Annotated in this window: 14 protein-coding genes, 2 tRNA genes and 1 pseudogene; 9 read left to right on the forward strand and 8 right to left on the reverse strand. The window is 70.2% G+C overall.

Annotation, left to right across the window (positions count from 1 at the left end; genetic code table 11):
* Nucleotides 1–39: 39 nt before the first annotated feature.
* Nucleotides 40–1134, forward strand: a complete 1095-nt coding sequence (locus tag KUM40_RS21015; RefSeq protein ID WP_217167567.1) for a PDZ domain-containing protein — start codon at nucleotides 40–42, stop codon at nucleotides 1132–1134.
* A gap of 66 nt (nucleotides 1135–1200) precedes the next feature.
* On the opposite strand, the gene KUM40_RS21020 is transcribed toward KUM40_RS21015, so the two are convergent.
* The gene (locus KUM40_RS21020; protein ID WP_217167568.1) at nucleotides 1201–1743 is read right to left on the reverse strand and encodes a PPA1309 family protein; all 543 of its coding nucleotides are present in this window, start codon (nucleotides 1741–1743) and stop codon (nucleotides 1201–1203) included.
* A 164-nt stretch (nucleotides 1744–1907) separates the two neighbouring features.
* On the opposite strand from KUM40_RS21020, the gene KUM40_RS21025 reads away from it, so the two are divergent.
* The 4 genes from KUM40_RS21025 to KUM40_RS21040 all read left to right on the forward strand — a co-directional run bounded on the left by KUM40_RS21025 (nucleotide 1908) and on the right by KUM40_RS21040 (nucleotide 7330).
* Nucleotides 1908–4922, forward strand: coding sequence for a UPF0182 family protein (locus KUM40_RS21025; protein WP_217167670.1), 3015 nt, complete (start codon nucleotides 1908–1910; stop codon nucleotides 4920–4922).
* Between the two features lie 75 nt (nucleotides 4923–4997).
* A tRNA-Met gene (locus KUM40_RS21030) sits at nucleotides 4998–5071 on the forward strand.
* A 239-nt stretch (nucleotides 5072–5310) separates the two neighbouring features.
* Complete coding sequence (locus KUM40_RS21035; RefSeq protein WP_254395432.1) at nucleotides 5311–7170, forward strand: tetratricopeptide repeat protein; 1860 nt, start codon at nucleotides 5311–5313, stop codon at nucleotides 7168–7170.
* 86 nt (nucleotides 7171–7256) lie between these two features.
* Nucleotides 7257–7330 (forward strand) — tRNA-Met (locus KUM40_RS21040).
* Nucleotides 7331–7436: 106 nt separating this feature from the next.
* On the opposite strand, the gene KUM40_RS21045 is transcribed toward KUM40_RS21040, so the two are convergent.
* Nucleotides 7437–7853 (reverse strand): Fur family transcriptional regulator, encoded by a 417-nt coding sequence (locus KUM40_RS21045; RefSeq protein WP_217167570.1) that lies wholly within the window; start codon nucleotides 7851–7853, stop codon nucleotides 7437–7439.
* Between the two features lie 148 nt (nucleotides 7854–8001).
* On the opposite strand from KUM40_RS21045, the pseudogene KUM40_RS21050 reads away from it, so the two are divergent.
* A pseudogene (locus KUM40_RS21050) lies at nucleotides 8002–8201 on the forward strand (catalase); the annotation flags it as partial.
* Between the two features lie 85 nt (nucleotides 8202–8286).
* Here the strand turns inward: KUM40_RS21050 and KUM40_RS21055 are convergent.
* Entirely contained in the window at nucleotides 8287–8694 is a 408-nt protein-coding gene (locus tag KUM40_RS21055; RefSeq protein ID WP_217167571.1) for a cyclic nucleotide-binding/CBS domain-containing protein, read from the reverse strand.
* A 143-nt stretch (nucleotides 8695–8837) separates the two neighbouring features.
* Nucleotides 8838–9638: a histidinol-phosphatase gene (hisN, locus tag KUM40_RS21060; protein WP_217167572.1), complete on the reverse strand. Its 801-nt coding sequence runs from the start codon at nucleotides 9636–9638 to the stop codon at nucleotides 8838–8840.
* 148 nt (nucleotides 9639–9786) lie between these two features.
* Between hisN and KUM40_RS21065 the strand changes: the two genes are divergently transcribed.
* The gene (locus tag KUM40_RS21065; RefSeq protein ID WP_217167573.1) at nucleotides 9787–10401 is read left to right on the forward strand and encodes a TetR/AcrR family transcriptional regulator; all 615 of its coding nucleotides are present in this window, start codon (nucleotides 9787–9789) and stop codon (nucleotides 10399–10401) included.
* A gap of 67 nt (nucleotides 10402–10468) precedes the next feature.
* Here KUM40_RS21065 and KUM40_RS21070 read toward each other — a convergent pair whose 3' ends face one another.
* The 4 genes from KUM40_RS21070 to KUM40_RS21085 all read right to left on the reverse strand — a co-directional run bounded on the left by KUM40_RS21070 (nucleotide 10469) and on the right by KUM40_RS21085 (nucleotide 14146).
* Nucleotides 10469–10792: a multidrug efflux SMR transporter gene (locus KUM40_RS21070; RefSeq protein ID WP_217167574.1), complete on the reverse strand. Its 324-nt coding sequence runs from the start codon at nucleotides 10790–10792 to the stop codon at nucleotides 10469–10471.
* Nucleotides 10793–10948: 156 nt separating this feature from the next.
* Complete coding sequence (rsgA, locus tag KUM40_RS21075) at nucleotides 10949–11962, reverse strand: ribosome small subunit-dependent GTPase A (RefSeq protein WP_217167575.1); 1014 nt, start codon at nucleotides 11960–11962, stop codon at nucleotides 10949–10951.
* A 12-nt stretch (nucleotides 11963–11974) separates the two neighbouring features.
* Nucleotides 11975–13291, reverse strand: a complete 1317-nt coding sequence (gene aroA, locus KUM40_RS21080; protein ID WP_217167576.1) for a 3-phosphoshikimate 1-carboxyvinyltransferase — start codon at nucleotides 13289–13291, stop codon at nucleotides 11975–11977.
* Nucleotides 13292–13423: 132 nt separating this feature from the next.
* A complete protein-coding gene (locus KUM40_RS21085) occupies nucleotides 13424–14146 on the reverse strand; it encodes a M50 family metallopeptidase (RefSeq protein WP_217167577.1) in 723 nt (240 codons plus the stop codon).
* Between the two features lie 50 nt (nucleotides 14147–14196).
* Between KUM40_RS21085 and KUM40_RS21090 the strand changes: the two genes are divergently transcribed.
* Together KUM40_RS21090 and KUM40_RS21095 are read left to right on the forward strand one after the other, a co-directional pair.
* Entirely contained in the window at nucleotides 14197–15012 is an 816-nt protein-coding gene (locus KUM40_RS21090; protein ID WP_217167578.1) for an SOS response-associated peptidase, read from the forward strand.
* 67 nt (nucleotides 15013–15079) lie between these two features.
* On the forward strand, nucleotides 15080–15718 hold the full coding sequence (locus tag KUM40_RS21095) for an alpha/beta family hydrolase (protein WP_217167671.1): 639 nt from the start codon (nucleotides 15080–15082) through the stop codon (nucleotides 15716–15718).
* Nucleotides 15719–15825: the final 107 nt, after the last annotated feature.

Consider the following 15825-nt stretch of genomic DNA (forward strand, 5'->3'; position numbering starts at 1 on the left):
TGACGGTGCTCTGACAGCCGCGTCCCGTACTGTCGTGCCATGCCACGCCGCACCGCGACGATGCTCGCCTCCACCCTGATGCTGATCGCGCTCCTGTGCGCGGGTGTTTTCATCCCCGTGCCGTACTCGGAGATGTCCCCCGGGCCGACGGTGAACACCCTTGGGGACCACGACGGCGAGCCGGTGCTGCAGATCTCCGGTCACAAGACCTATGAGGCGAGCGGTCATCTGAACATGACCACCGTCCGGGTCACCAGCGCCGAGTACAAGATGAACCTCGTGGAGGCCGTCTACGGCTGGCTGGCCCACGACAACAGCGTGGTGCCGCACGAGACCCTCTACCCGGACGGCAAGACCGAGGAAGAGGCCACCCAGGAGAACGCGGAGGAGTTCAGCCAGTCCCAGGAGAGCGCGAAGGTCGCCGCCCTGAAGGCGCTCGACATTCCGGTGAAGTCCTGGGTGGTCGTCTCCACGGTCGTCAAGGACTCCCCGTCGCAGGGCAGGCTGCACGCCGGTGACGTGATCAAGGCTGTGGACGGCACCGCCGTCAAGAAGCCCGCGGACGTCGCCGAGCTGGTGACCAAGCACGAGCCCGGCGAGGACACCGTCTTCACGGTCGTGCCCGCCAAGGAGCAGGCCGCCGCGGAGAAGGAGGGCCGGACGCCCACGAAGACGCAGAAGGTCACGATCACCACCGAGACGTCCGACGACGCCGGCGAGAAGCGCGCCATCGTCGGGATCTCCGCCGGGACCGATCACACCTTCCCGTTCTCCATCGACATCAAGCTCGCCGACGTCGGCGGCCCGAGCGCCGGTCTGATGTTCGCCCTCGGCATCTACGACAGGCTCACCCCGGGTGACCTCACCGGCGGCAAGTTCGTCGCCGGTACCGGGACGATCGACGACAACGGCAAGGTCGGTCCGATCGGCGGCATCGGCATGAAGACCATCGGCGCGCACGACAAGGGAGCCCGGTACTTCCTGACGCCCGCCGACAACTGCGCGACGGCGGCCGAGGACACCCCCGACGGGCTCACCCTCGTGAAGGTGGACACCATCGACGACGCCCTCGGCGCGCTGAAGGACATCAGCTCCGGAAAGACCGCCGACCTGCCGAAGTGCACGACCGGCTGACGCGACGACCGGCTGACGCGACGAGACGCTGACGCGACGAGCGGTCGTGGGGAACCCGGCCGGCCGCTACTCCTCGAAGGTCGCCGTCAGCGCCTGGGCCAGACCCGGCACCAGATCGGAGCCCGTGAGGACCTCCGTGGCCGCGTCCTTCTCCCGCAGCCGCAGGGCCGAGTCGCGGGCGCCGTCGCGCAGGACCGCGACCGTCATGCGGACCTCCTGACGGTCCGGGTGCTCCGCCACCCACTGCGCCAGCTTCGTCTCGTTGAGGCCCTGAGGCACCTGGGCCTCGGCGGAGGGCGGCAGCATCAGGCGCTCCACGGCGAGCGCGCAGCCGACCACCGAGTCGGGCCAGGCGATGGTGCCCAGGAACTCGTCGAGCGCCTGGTCCGTTGGAACTTCGTCCTGCTCGATCGGGGTCACGCCGGAGGTCTCCGGCTCGTCCCGCAGACCGAGCCGGTCCGCGAGCGAGGGCTGATCGGCCCTGAGACGTGCGGTGTCGACAAGTGCAAAGAGGCGTGCGGGCTGGTCCCAGCCGAGGCCGGAGACGTACTCGTCGATCTCGAGTACGGCCCGGGTGAGGGGGCTCGCTGCCATCGGGGTGTTGGACATAGTCACAATCCTGCCTCGTTCATGGCCGGAATCGGGAACCGAGTAAACGATGAGTAAGTTGCATAAGTGTGGGCCCGCGATCACGGGGGCGCACGGGGGGCCCGCGAACCCGAGGGCCTGACGGATCAACAGCGAACTTCGAGGTGCGCACCTTGGCTTTCCAGATGCCGGACCGCGGCGGAGGCCCCCCGACGGGGCCGCGGATCAGAGTGGGCCGCCCGTCCCGGCGTGTCCGAACCCTGCTGCTGACACTTGGTGTCCTCGCCGTGCTGGCCATGGCGTTCACCATGTTCGCGGGATTCTGGACGGACTGGCTCTGGTATCGGTCGGTCCACTACTCGTCGGTGTTCACGACGACCCTGTGGACCAAGATCGGACTTTTCTTCGTCTTCGGCCTGCTGATGGCGCTCGCCGTGGGGTTCAACATCTGGTTGGCCCACCGCCTGCGGCCGCCGCTGAGCGCCATGTCGATGGAGCAGCAGAACCTCGACCGGTACCGGATGGGCATCGCCCCGTACAAGAAGTGGCTGCTGCTCGGCATCACCGCGCTGGTCGGCCTGATCGCCGGCGCCTCGGCGTCCGGCCAGTGGCGGACCTGGCTGATGTGGGTCAACGGCGTGTCCTTCGGGCAGAAGGACCCCCAGTTCAAACTGGACGTCTCCTTCTACGCCTTCGACCTGCCCTGGTACCGGTTCCTGCTCGGCTTCGGTTTCGCAGCCGTGATCATCTCCGTGATCGCCGCCGCGCTCACCCACTATCTGTACGGCGGGCTCCGCGTCACCAGCCCGGGTGCGCGCGCCACGGCCGCCGCCACCGGTCACCTGTCGGTGCTCATCGGCGTCTTCGTCGCCCTCAAGGCGGTCGCCTACTGGCTCGACCGGTACGGTCTTGCGGTGAAGTCCAGCGACTTCAAGGCGACCGACAACTGGACGGGCCTCAGGTACGTCGACGCCAACGCCTATCTGCCGGCCAAGACGATCCTGTTCTGCATCGCCGTCATCTGCGCGCTGCTGTTCTTCGCCACGCTGTGGCGGCGCACCTGGCAACTGCCGGTGATCGGCTTCGGCCTGATGGTGCTCTCCGCGATCCTCATCGGCGGCCTGTACCCGGCGCTCGTCCAGAAGTTCCAGGTCCAGCCGAACGAGCAGGCCAAGGAAGCGCCGTACGTCGAGAAGAACCTCGCGGCCACGCGCGACGCGTACGGCATCGAGGGCGCCCAGGTCAGCGAGTACCCGGGCAAGAGCGAGACCAAGGACAAGACCAAGCTCCGTGACGACGTGGACGCCGCCGCGTCCATCCGCATCATGGACCCGAACATCATCTCGCCGACGTTCCAGCAGCTTCAGCAGATGCGTAACTACTACGCGTTCCCGACCAACCTGGACGTCGACCGCTACGCCAAGGACGGCAAGGACCAGGACACGGTCATCGGTCTGCGCGAGCTGAACCTGGCCGGCATCCCGAAGAAGAACTGGATCAACAGCCACTTCCGCTACACCCACGGCTACGGCGTGGTCGCGGCCAAGGGCACCCAGGTCGACTCCGAGGGACGCCCGGTCTTCACCGAGTCCAACCTGCCGTCCGAGGGCGACCTCGGAAAGTACGAGCAGCGGATCTACTACGGCGAGAAGACCACCACCTACTCGATCGTCGGCGGTCCCCAGAAGGAGATCGACTACTCCGACGACACCGGGGAGAAGACGTTCAGCTACAAGGGCGACGGCGGGGTCGACCTGTCCAACCCGATCAACCGGGCGGCGTACGCGGCGGCCTTCAGTGAGCCGCAGATCCTCTACTCCGGCGCGATCGGCGAGGGCTCGCGGATCCTGTACAACCGCACGCCCAAGGAGCGCGTCGAGGCGGTCGCCCCCTGGCTGACCATCGACGGCGACGCCTATCCGGCGGTGGTGGACGGCCGTATCCAGTGGATTGTCGACGCGTACACGACGACGAACGGCTATCCGTACGCCTCCCGTACGACGCTCGGCGACACCACCGCCGACTCGCTGACCGCCAACAACGACTCGCGCGCGGTGGTGGCCCAGCAGAATCAGGTCAACTACATCCGCAACTCCGTGAAGGCGACCGTCGACGCGTACAGCGGTGACGTGAAGCTCTACCAGTGGGACACCCAGGATCCGATCCTCAAGACCTGGATGAAGGCGTTCCCGGACACGGTGAAGGACAAGAGCGAGATCTCCAAGGAGCTGATGGCGCATCTGCGCTATCCGCAGGATCTGTTCAAGGTCCAGCGTGAGCTGCTCACGCGCTACCACGTGAAGGACGCCAACACCTTCCTCAGCGGCAGCGAGGTGTGGCAGGTCCCGGACGACCCGACCAACAAGTCGGGAGACGCGGTACCGCCGTACTACCTGAGCATGAAGATGCCCGACCAGAAGGCACAGGCGTTCTCACTGACGACGACGTTCACGCCCAACGGACGGGACAACCTCAGTGCGTTCATGTCGGTCGACGCCGAGGCGGGCACGAGTGACTACGGCAAGATCAGAATCCTGAAACTGCCGACCAGTACCACCGTCGACGGACCCAAACAGGTGCAGAGCCAGTTCAACTCCGAACAGGACATCGCCGAGTCCATCAGACTCCTGAGAGGCGGCGACTCGGAGGTCGAGTACGGCAACCTGCTGACGGTGCCGCTCGACGGAGGACTGCTGTACGTCGAGCCGGTCTACGTCCGCGGTGGCGATCTCAAGTACCCCTTGTTGCGCAAGGTCCTGGTGAGTTACGGGGGCAACACCGCCTTCGAGGACACGCTCGACGAGGCACTCAACAAGGTCTTCGGAGCCCAGGCCGCCGAGAACGAGCAGCCACCGGACGAGGGCGACGACACGACCGAGCCACCACCGACGGCCACGAATCCGACGGTCCGGGAAGCGCTGAGCGATGCGCAGAAGGCCTTCGACGCCGGGCAGAAGGCCCTGGAACAGAAGGATCTGGCCGCGTACGCCGAGGCACAGAAGGACCTTGAGGACGCGCTCCAGCGGGCCGAGGAAGCACAGGCCAAGGCCGACGAGAGCGCCGGTGGCAAGAACGGCGACGACAAGGCCGACAAGACCGACAAGACCGACAAGAACAGCGCGGACAAGGCCGGCGACGACAAGGCGAGTCCGGGCGCGACGCCGACCGGTGATGCCGGCGGAGGCTCGGACAGCGGCTGACCGCGCCGCTGCGAGCCAGGCGTTCGAGCTGGTCAAAGCCCATCCCGCGCCGTGCTAGGGTTGTGAACACAACGGCGCGGGGTGGAGCAGCTCGGTAGCTCGCTGGGCTCATAACCCAGAGGTCGCAGGTTCAAATCCTGTCCCCGCTACTGAAGTCGTGAGCTACGTGCGATCGACCACGAAGGCCCGGATTCCGAAAGGGATCCGGGCCTTCGTGATGTGCGAACGCATGTGCCGGTGAGAGCGACGGCCGTGCCGCCAAGGGGAGTTGGACAGATTCGTGTTTGACTTGTCTCCCTGTGGGCATGTCGACAAAACGCTGAAGTGACCTCACTGGCTGCGGTATACCGGATGTACCAGGGCTGCGGGTGGTGCGACGATGGACGTTATGGGGGACATGGCAAATCTGTTCGGGACGGGGCGTTTTGCGCAACCGTCCGGTCAGGAGGAGGCCACGGACGAGGCTCAGGAAGCCGCCGACGAGGCCGCGGAGGAAGTGCGCCTGCGGCTCGCCGTCGATGCCGGTGACGTCGAGGCGACGAGTGTCCTCGGCGCGATGCTGCTGCGCCGCGGCGACTTCGACGGAGCCGAGTCCCATCTGCGTGCCGCCACCGCCGCCGGTGACCGGGCCGCCGCCAACAACCTGGGCGTCCTGCTGCACCAGCGCGGATACGCCGACGAGGCCGCAGGGTGGTGGCGGATCGCAGCCGTGGCCGGGTCCGCGGCCGCGGCTCACGCGCTGGGACGGCACTTCCGCGAGCGCGGGGACGAGCCCGCCGCCGAGTACTGGCTGTGCCAGTCCGCGGAGCAGGGCCATGTACTGGGCGCCTACGCGCTCGCCGACTTGCTGGAGCACCGCGGCGACGACACCGGGGCCGAGCGGTGGATGCGGGCCGCGGCCGAGCGCGGGCACCGGGAAGCCGCGTACCGGCTGGCGCGGACACTGGACCGGCACGCCGGGCAGGACCGCGGCGGGCAGGACCGCGGCGGGCAGGACCGCGCCGGGCAGGACCGCGGCGACGACAAGGCGGCCGCCCTCGCGGCCGACGAGGCCGAGCAGTGGTACCGGCAGGCCGCCGCGCGCGGTCACCGCCGGGGCGCACTGCACCTCGGGACGATCCTGGAGAAGCGGGGCGAGCTGAAGGAGGCCGGCCGCTGGTACCTCACGTCCGCCAAGGACGGCGAGGCTCGCGCCGCCTGCGCGCTCGGCTTCCTGCTGCGGGACGCCGGAGACACCGAGAGCGCCGCCGTGTGGTGGCTGCGCGCCGCACAGGACGGCGACGGCAACGCCGCCAACGCGCTGGGAGCGCTGCACGCCGAGCGCGGCGAGACCCAGACCGCCGAACGCTGGTACCGGGCCGCGATGGACGCCGGGGACGACAACGGGGCGTACAACCTCGGGCTGCTCTGCGCAGAGCAGGGGCGCACCACGCAGGCCGAGCAGTGGTACCGGCGGGCCGCCTACGCCGGACACCGGGAGGCCTCCAACGCGCTGGCCATCCTGCTGCTGCGCGCCGGGGACGAGACCGGCGCCGAGCCGTGGTTCTCCAAGGCCGCCGAGGCGGGCAGCGTTGACGCCGCCTTCAACCTCGGGATCCTGCACGCGGGCCGGAGCGAGGAGCGGGCGGCGCTGCGCTGGTACGAGCGGGCCGCCGCGGCCGGGCACACCGAGGCGGCGCTCCAGGTCGGAATGGCCCGCCTGCGCGCCGGGGACGAGCGCGAGGCCGAGCGGTTCCTGCGGTGCGCGGCAGGAGGCGGCAGCGCGGAGGCCGCGTACCGCCTGGCCACGGTGCTCGACGCGCGCCGGCCGCCGGAGCCCGCGCACGAGCTGGGTGAGCCGGCGCAGGAGAAGTCCGAGTGCGAGGAGTGGTACGAGCGGGCGGCCTCCCAGGGGCACCGGCGGGCACAGGTGCGCGTCGGGATGCTCGCCGCGGCGCGGGGCGACGTGGTGGAGGCCGCGCGCTGGTACCGCGAGGCGGCCGAGGCCGGGTCCCGCAACGGTGCGTTCAACCTGGGGCTGCTGCTGGCCCGCGAGGGGAGCGAGCCGGAGGCCGTTGTGTGGTGGCGCCGGGCGGCCGACGCCGGGCACGGGCGCGCGGCGCTGCGGCTGGCGCTGGTCTGCGCGCGGCGGGGTGAGCTGGCGGAGGGGCAGCGGTGGGCGGACCTGGCGGTGTCGCTGGGGCCGCGGGAGGTGGGGGAGCGGGCGGCTCGGTTGCGGGACGCGTTGCGGCAGGAGCTGTCAGCGTGACGTGTGGGGCGTGACGTGTGACGCTGCGCCGACGTGGAAGCGATTTGCTTCTCGTCTTTCAGTTGACGTACTGTTCCATTCATCGACGCGGGGTGGAGCAGCTCGGTAGCTCGCTGGGCTCATAACCCAGAGGTCGCAGGTTCAAATCCTGTCCCCGCTACTGAAGGCCGAGGGTCGGAATCCGAAAGGGTTCCGGCCCTCGGTGCGTTGCCGCGCGCTTGCCTGCAGGGTCATGCCTGCAGAGTCAGCCTGGAGTGTGACGAGGCTTATGCCGCCGCGCAGTTCGGGCAGGTGCCGCGGTACGTCACCTCGACGTCCGACACGGTGAAGCCGAAGCGCTCCGAGTCGGGGAGGTCGGCCAGCGGGTTGCCGGTCGGGTGGACGTCGCGGATCGCACCGCACCGGGCGCAGACCAAGTGGTGGTGCGGCTGGTGCGCGTTCGGGTCGTAGCGCTTGGCGCGCTTGTCCGTCGCGACTTCCAGCACCTCGCCGAGCGAGACCAGCTCACCCAGCGTGTTGTAGACCGTCGCCCGGGAGATCTCGGGGAGCTTGTCCACGGCCCGGGCGTGCACCTCGTCGGCCGTCAGATGGACGTGTTCGCCCTCGAGGACCTCGGCCACGACGCGCCGCTGCGCGGTCATGCGCCATCCACGACCACGCAGCCGTTCCAGAAGGTCACTCATACAGACCAGCCTAACAGCAAGGGGGACCAGGTCCCGAACAGATGTGACTTTGGAGTCGCACTTGACTTAGACCTTGTCTATTGTAGGATCAGGAACGGCATGAGACAAGAGACAGGCTTTAAGGATTGGCGCAGGACCAGCTCCTTCTGGAGAAGCTCGCCCACTTCAGAACTACGAGCCGAACAGCTTCGGCGGTCCGTTCCAGACGGACCGGGCCCTGTGGCAGCCGGTGCCCTCTCCGGCGTCTCCCGCGACGACATCGTCGAGCGCGCGATCGGCAACTTCCGTCAGGCCGACGGTGACTTCGGCAAGCGGCTGGAGGCCGCGGTCCAGGTCCTGCGCGGCTGACATCCAGCACTGGACCGCTTGCCGTAGCGGCGGGCCGGATCCCCTGCAAGGGGGGTCCGGCCCGTTCGTCCTCCCGCCCGCCGCGTCAGGCGGTCACCACCGGGGCGTTGTGGGGTGAGCGTGCCGGCGCCCAGCAGCGGATGATGTCGCGCACCGAGACGATGCCCGCCGGCTCGCCGTGTTCGAGGACGATGAGGTGACGGAAGCCGCCGTGCACCATCGCCCCCGCTGCCTCCTCCACGGTCCAGGACGGCGCGGCGAAGACGACGTCGGTGGTGGTGTGGGCGTGGGCGCGTTCGGTGTCCGGGTCCTGTCCCCGGCCCACGGAGACGAGGACGTCGCGTTCGGTGAGGATGCCGATGCCGCCGGCGTCGGGGTCGTACACCACGGCAGCGCCGACGCGGCGCGCGGACATCAGGGCGGCGGCTTGGCGGAGCGTGTGGGCGGGGCCGATGGTGAGGACGACCTTGCTCATGACTTCGCGGACGAGCATGGGTGGAGCCACCTCCTGCCGGTGATCCATGAGTTGGTTCATGGATTCACAAGTTCACAAGTCAGGGAACTCTCAGAGTGGCAGGTAAAGCGCCGGTCAACAAGAGGGTGCGGAGAGGGAGTCGGCGGAGGAGCCGGCGGCGCTCAGTAGCGCTGGTTCAGGTACCCGAGCAGCTCGTCGTGGAGCCGCCCGTTCGACGCCGCCGCGTTGCCGCTGTGCGGACCGGGGCGGCCGTCGAGGCCGGTGAACGTGCCGCCCGCCTCCGTGACGATGATCGCGTTCGCGGCCATGTCCCAGAGGGAGAGCTCGGGTTCGGCGCAGATGTCGACCGATCCCTCGGCGACCATCATGTACGGCCAGAAGTCGCCGTACGCGCGCGTGCGCCACACCTCGCGGGTCAGGTCGAGGAAGCCGTCCAGTCGGCCCTGCTCCTCCCAGCCGCCGAGCGAGGAGTACGCGAAGGAGGCGTCGGAGAGCGTGGAGACCTGGGAGACGTGGAGCCGGTGGGCGGAGGTCAGGCTGCGGCCGGTGAACGCGCCGTGGTCCTGCACCGCCCACCAGCGGCGGCCGAGCGCCGGGGCGGACACGAGGCCCACGACGGGCTGGTACCCGCCCTCGGCGGCTTCCGTGAGGGAGATGAGGGTGGCCCAGACGGGGACGCCGCGTACGTAGTTCTTGGTGCCGTCGATCGGGTCGATGACCCAGCGGCGGGGGCTGTTGCCCGCCACGCCGAACTCCTCTCCGTGGACCGAGTCGCGGGGGCGGGCGCGGGCGAGGTGGCCTCGGATGAGTTCCTCGGCGGCCTTGTCCGCTTCGCTCACCGGGGTCATGTCCGGCTTCGTCTCGACCTTCAGGTCGAGGGCCTTGAAGCGGTCCATCGTCGCGGCGTCGGCGGCGTCCGCGAGGACGTGGGCGAGGCGGAGATCGTCGAGGTAGTCGGGCATGCCGCCACGCTATCTGCCGGGGGCCGGGCGGGGCTACCAGGGGTTTGACGGGCGTGGCGGGGTGCGGGAAGGGGCGCGAGGACCCTTGACAGTGCCCCCATGCCCGTCAAATCTGTGCAGCAAGTCGCTCGGCCCGAGGGAGGCGAGGGTGCCTGCAGCCCGGGAGTCCCTGCTCGATGCCGCATATACGGCGTTGGCGCGCCGGCCGTGGTCCGCCGTGCGGATGGTGGACGTCGCCGCGGCGGCCGGGGTGTCCCGGCAGACGCTGTACAACGAGTTCGGCAGCAAGGAGGGCCTCGCCCGGGCGCTCGTCCGGCGGGAGGCCGACGGCTATCTCGCCGGCGTGGAGCGCGCGCTCTCCGGGCCCATCGACCCGCGCGAACGGCTCACCGCCACCGCCGAGTGGATGATGTCCGCCGCCCACGACAACGCGCTGGTCCGGGCCATGCTCACCGGCTGCTGGAGTGAGCGGCTGCCCTCGCCGACCCTGACGGCGGTGCCGTCCGCCTCCGCGGTACCGGCCCAGCGCCGCGCCGACGGTCCGCTGCCCTCGCCCGGCGACTTCGTGCGCCTGGTCCGTGACCGCGCCGTGGCCGTCCTGAACGGCGCCGGCCCGCTCCCGCCGCCGGACGCCGAGCTGGCCCGCTCCTGCGAACTGGCCGTACGGCTCGCCCTGTCCTGCGTCGCGGCACCGCCCGCGGAGAGGGAGGGCGGGGTGGCGGAACTCGTACGCACCGCGCTGCCCCGCCGGTTGACGGCGTAGCGGTCGGCGCGCCGACGAGTCAGTGCGCCGACGGCTCAGCGTGCCGACGGCTCAGCGCGCCGACGAGTCAGTGCGCCGAGCCCGACAACTGCAGCCCGATCACGCCGATGATGACGAAGCTGATCGAGACGATCTTCAGGGTCGAGACCAGATCACCGAGGAAGACCATGCCGTAGATGGCGGTCCCGGCCGCGCCGATGCCGGTCCACACCGCGTACGCGGGGCCGACGTCGAGCTTCTTCAGTGAGATGGTCAGCAGACCGAAACTGCCCAGCGCGAAGGCGCAGAAGGCGACGGTGGGCCAGAGCCGGGTGAATCCGTGCGACAGCTTCAGACAGACGGCGAAGCCGGTTTCGAGCACCCCGGCCACTATGACCAGCAGCCACGCCATGTCTTGTCCTCCCGTAGTCCCGTACCCGTGACCGCTGCGTCGCTGTCGATCAGTGGCTTCGTCAGGCTCTTTGCTCAGGCTCTTTGCTCAGGCTTGGTTCCGGCTTGGTGCGATTATGCACTTACCGGTGGCACGCCACGGCAAACAACGCGGAGGTCAGTCGCCTTCCTTGCGTTCCCGTGTCGACAGCAGCCTGCGCAGCGAGTACAGCCGGGCCGGGTCGGCGTGCCCCTCGGCGACCCACGCGTCCAGCGCGCAGTCGGGCTCGTCGTGGCTGCACGCGCGCGGGCAGCCCTCCGTGCCGGGCACCAGGTCGGGGAAGGCGTTGATCACCCGGGACGGGTCGATGTGCGCCAGCCCGAACGACCGTACGCCCGGAGTGTCGACGACCCAGCCGCCCGACTCCGAGGACAGCGGCAGCGCGAGGGCCGAGGTCGTCGTGTGGCGGCCGCGTCCCGTCACCGCGTTGACGTGGCCCGTCACCCGGCGGCGGTCCTGTGGCACCAGGGTGTTGACGAGTGTCGTCTTGCCGACACCGGAGTGGCCGACGAAGGCCGTGATCTTCCCGTCCAGATGCTCGCGTACGAGGCCGGCGGCGGCGCCGTTCTCCAGCTCCTCGCGGCTGGTGACGACGTACGGGATGTCCAAGGCGCCGTACAGCTCGAGGAGTTCGTCGGGCGACGCGAGGTCGGACTTGGTCATGACGAGCAGCGGGGTGAGGCCGCCGTCGAACGCCGCGACCAGGCAGCGGTCGATGAGGCGCGGGCGCGGCTCGGGGTCGGCGAGGGCCGTGACGACGGCGAGCTGGTCGGCGTTGGCGACCACCACCCGCTCGTAGGGGTCGTCGTCGTCCGCCGTGCGGCGCAGGACCGAGGTGCGTTCCGCGATGCGGACGATGCGCGCGAGCGTGTCCTTCTTGCCGCTCAGGTCGCCGACCAGCGCCACCCGGTCGCCGACGATCGCCGCCTTGCGGCCCAGTTCGCGTGCCTTCATCGCCATGACGATCCGGTCGTCGACGAGACAGGTCAGCCGCCCGCGGTCCACGGTGAGGACCAGGCCCTCCGCCGCGTCCTCGTGTTTGGGCCGGGTGTGGGTGCGCGGCCGGTTGCCCTTGCGGTTGGGGCGGGAGCGGATGTCGTCCTCGTCGGTGTGCTTGCCGTAGCGGCGCATGGCGATCCGTCCCTACGCCCCGAGCATCCCGGTCCACAGATCGGGGAAGTCGGGCAGGGTCTTGGCGGTGGTCGCCACGTTCTCGATCCGCACCCCCTCGACCGCGAGGCCGATGACGGCGCCGGCGGTGGCCATGCGATGGTCCTCGTAGGTGTGGAAGACGCCGTCGTGCAGGCGGCGCGGGCGGATGTGCAGACCGTCCGCGGTCTCGGTGACGTCACCGCCGAGCTCGTTGATCTCCTTGGTGAGCGCGGCCAGACGGTCCGTCTCGTGCAGCCGCAGGTGGGCGACGTTGCGCAGGGTCGAGGGGGAGTCCGCGAGGGCGGCGACGGCCGCGATGCCCGGGGTCAGCTCGCCGACCTCGCCGAGGTCGACGTCGATGCCGTGGACCGCGCCCGATCCGGTGAAGACGAGCCCGTAGTCGGTCAGTTCGCAGGAACCGCCCATTTCGGTGAAGATCTCGCGCAGCCGGTCACCGGGCTGGGTGGTGCGGGCCGGCCAGGCGGGGATCACGACCCTGCCGCCCGTCACCAGAGCCGCCGCCAGGAACGGCTGGGCGTTGGACAGGTCCGGCTCGATCGTCAGGTCCCGGCCGAGCAGCGCGCCCGCCGTGACGCGCCAGACGTTCGGCTCGCCGCCGGACTCGGGGGTGTCGACCTGGGCGCCGGCCGAGCGCAGCATGTCGACGGTCATGCGGATGTGCGGCATGGAAGGCAGCGCGGAGCCCGTGTGGCGGACCTCGACGCCCTGGTTGAAGCGCGGTCCCGACAGCAGCAGGGCGCTGACGAACTGGGAGGACGACGACGCGTCGATCTCCACCGGGCCGCCCTCCAGTGCCCCGCTCCCGTGCACGGTCAGCGGCAGCGCGCCGCGCCCGTCGTCGTCGATGCGGGCGCCGAGGGCGCGCAACGCGTCGATCACGCCGTGCAGCGGACGCTCGTACGAACGCGGGTCGCCGTCGAAGCGGACGGCGCCGTCGGCGAGTGTGGCGACCGGCGGCAGGAAGCGCATGACCGTGCCCGCGTTGCCGACGTCGACCGTGGCGGGGCCGCGCAGGCCCGCCGGGATGACCCGCCAGAACTCGCCGGTGCCCTCCGGACCGACGCCCTCCTCGATCTCGACGCCCATCGCGCGCAGCGCCTCGGCCATCAACAGGGTGTCGCGGGAGCGCAGCGGGCGGCGCAGCCAGCCGGGCTCGGAGGCGAGGGCGGCCAGCACCAGGGCACGGTTGGTGACCGACTTGGATCCGGGAACGTGGACGGTCGCGTCGACGCCTCCGCTCGCGTGCGGGGCGGGCCAGAGGGCGGTGTGCGCGGGGTTCACGGTCATGGGCCCCACTTTAATGGCTGAGGACGATCGGAGATCTTGATCAAAAGCGGCGAAACCTGACCGAAAACGCAACAGTGCAATTGCCGTGCATATATGCGCAGCCACGGGGAGCGGGTGGACGCCGGCCGGGCCTCACAGCTCCAGCAACCAGCGCCCCCCGCCGATCAGCGAGCACAGCGACACCGCGTGGAACAGGAAGAACCACACCCCGGCAGGCGCGTGGGTCAGCCGCGCCAGTTGGTCCGCGTCAGAGTCACCCGCGCCGCCCCGCGCCCGCTTGGCCTGCAGCTCGAACGCCGGGCGCACCCCGCCGAGCAGCAGGAACCACACCACCGCGTACGCGAACGCCGCCTGCACCTGCGGTCCGGCCAGCCACGACACCAGGACGAACGTGCCGCCGGTGACCACCACCGTCAGCACCCCGTACGCGTTGCGCACCATCACCAGCAGGGCGACGAGCAGCACCGTCGCCAGCCACAGCAGCAGGGTGATGCGTCCCGCGGCCAGCAGCGCCGAGCCGCCGAGACCGAGCAGCGGGGGAGCGGTGTAGCCGGCGACCGCGGTGAGGATCATCCCGACGCCGTGCGGCTTGCCCCGGCTGACGGTCAGGCCGCTGGTGTCCGAGTGCAGCGTGATGCCCGTCAGGGTGCGCCCGGTGACCAGGGCCACGAGCCCGTGGCCGCCCTCGTGGGCGATGGTGATCGCGTTGCGCGCTATCCGCCACGACCCGCGCGTCGCCACGACGGCGAGCGCGGCCACCAGGGTCGCGATCACCACCCACAGGTCGGGATCGGGCTGGGTGCCGGAGACCTCGTCCCACAGTGAGGTGAGCGAGGCCGTTGCGAGGTGGTCCATGTTCGGTGAGGGCTCCTCGTGTCAGCGCGGGGTCTGGCAGTGTGGCACGTATGTGCGGACGGTATGCGGCGAGTCGTCGACCCGAGGATCTCGCGGGAATCTTTGAAATCGAGAAGTGGGAGCCCAAGGAGACCTTGGAGCCCGACTACAACGTGGCCCCCACCAAGGAGGTCTACGCCGTCCTGGACCGTCCCCTGAAAGACGCCGAGGACCCGAAGCCGGTTCGCCAACTGCGGAAGCTGAAGTGGGGCCTCGTCCCCTCCTGGTCCAAGACGCCCGAGGGCGGCGCCCGGATGATCAACGCCCGCGCGGAGACCGTCCACGAGAAGCCGTCCTACCGCCGCGCCTTCACCACCCGGCGCTGCATCCTGCCCGCCGACGGCTACTACGAGTGGGTCACCGGCACGCAGGAGCGGGACCTGGAGGTGGAGGGGCGCAAGAAGCGGCCCCGCAAGCAGCCGTACTTCGTCACGCCGGCCGACGGCTCCGTGTTCGCCATGGCCGGGCTGTACGAGTTCTGGCGGGACAGGACGCTGCCGGACGACCACCCGCAGGCCTGGTGGGTGACGTGCTCGGTGATCACCACCGAGGCCGAGACCACGCCGCTCGCCGTCGCCCCGGCCGACGGGCCGCACGCCCTCGCCGACATCCACCCGCGGATGCCGCTGATGCTGACGCCGGACCGCTGGGACGACTGGCTCGACCCGGCGCACACCGACCCCGACGAGCTGACCTCCCTGCTGGCGCCCCCGCTCGCCGGGCTGATGCGCGCCTTCCCCGTCTCCACGGCCGTCAGCAGCGTGCGCAACAACGGTCCCGAGCTGCTCAAGGAGCTTGAGGCGCCGGAAGAGGGCACACTCTTCTGACGTGACAAGAGACACAAACGACGCCAGCGACACCAGCGACGCCACCAAGAACATCAACACCAGGAACATCAACACCGAGGGCATCGACACCGAAGCGGGCCCCGCCCGCATCACCTGGCACCCGGCGAAGAAGCCGCGCCTCGTCCTCGCCCTGAGTCACGGCGCCGGCGGCGGCATCGAGGCGCGAGACCTGAAGGCGCTGGCGGCCGCACTGCCCGCACACGGGGTGAGCGTCGCCCTCGTCGAGCAGCCCTGGCGGGTGGCCGGCAAGAAACTGGCGCCCGCCCCGAAGACGCTGGACACCGGCTGGCGGGGCGTCTGGCCCGCGCTCGCCGCGCCCGGACTGCCGGTGATCTCGGGCGGCCGCAGCGCGGGTGCCCGCGTCGCCTGCCGCACCGCCACCGAACTGGGTGCCCACGCCGTCCTCGCGCTCAGCTTCCCCCTGCACCCGCCGGGCAGGCCCGAGAAGTCCCGCGCCGCCGAGCTGCTCGGGGCCGGCGTGCCCACCCTCGTCGTACAGGGCGGCAACGACCCCTTCGGCAGGCCCGAGGAGTTCCCCGACGCCCCCGAGGGGACCTACGACCTGACCGAGGTGCCGTACGGCGATCACGGCTTCGCGGTGCCCAAGCGGGCGGAGATCACCCAGGACAGGGCGCTGGAGCTGCTCACCGACGGGGTCGCGCGGTGGGCCGGCCCACTCGGCTGAACGCCGGGGAACGGCCGGGAATGACCGGGGGGCGGCCACTGTTGTGCGGGACGTACGTTGCTGGGAATCAGCACCGACGCCCCCGTAGGAGAGGAAGTCCGCCGCAT

This window comes from Streptomyces sp. AC512_CC834 (assembly GCF_019049325.1).
GTDB lineage: Bacteria > Actinomycetota > Actinomycetes > Streptomycetales > Streptomycetaceae > Streptomyces.

What these genes read in the sequence shown, in the direction of transcription:
- KUM40_RS21015 (WP_217167567.1), top strand. Translation starts at nt 40, where the DNA reads ATGCCACGCCGCACCGCGACGATGCTCGCCTCCACCCTGATGCTGATC.
- KUM40_RS21020 (WP_217167568.1), bottom strand. Translation starts at nt 1,743, where the DNA reads ATGTCCAACACCCCGATGGCAGCGAGCCCCCTCACCCGGGCCGTACTC.
- KUM40_RS21025 (WP_217167670.1), top strand. Translation starts at nt 1,908, where the DNA reads ATGCCGGACCGCGGCGGAGGCCCCCCGACGGGGCCGCGGATCAGAGTG.
- KUM40_RS21035 (WP_254395432.1), top strand. Translation starts at nt 5,311, where the DNA reads ATGGGGGACATGGCAAATCTGTTCGGGACGGGGCGTTTTGCGCAACCG.
- KUM40_RS21045 (WP_217167570.1), bottom strand. Translation starts at nt 7,853, where the DNA reads ATGAGTGACCTTCTGGAACGGCTGCGTGGTCGTGGATGGCGCATGACC.
- KUM40_RS21055 (WP_217167571.1), bottom strand. Translation starts at nt 8,694, where the DNA reads ATGCTCGTCCGCGAAGTCATGAGCAAGGTCGTCCTCACCATCGGCCCC.
- hisN (WP_217167572.1), bottom strand. Translation starts at nt 9,638, where the DNA reads ATGCCCGACTACCTCGACGATCTCCGCCTCGCCCACGTCCTCGCGGAC.
- KUM40_RS21070 (WP_217167574.1), bottom strand. Translation starts at nt 10,792, where the DNA reads ATGGCGTGGCTGCTGGTCATAGTGGCCGGGGTGCTCGAAACCGGCTTC.
- rsgA (WP_217167575.1), bottom strand. Translation starts at nt 11,962, where the DNA reads ATGCGCCGCTACGGCAAGCACACCGACGAGGACGACATCCGCTCCCGC.
- aroA (WP_217167576.1), bottom strand. Translation starts at nt 13,291, where the DNA reads ATGACCGTGAACCCCGCGCACACCGCCCTCTGGCCCGCCCCGCACGCG.
- KUM40_RS21085 (WP_217167577.1), bottom strand. Translation starts at nt 14,146, where the DNA reads ATGGACCACCTCGCAACGGCCTCGCTCACCTCACTGTGGGACGAGGTC.
- KUM40_RS21090 (WP_217167578.1), top strand. Translation starts at nt 14,197, where the DNA reads ATGTGCGGACGGTATGCGGCGAGTCGTCGACCCGAGGATCTCGCGGGA.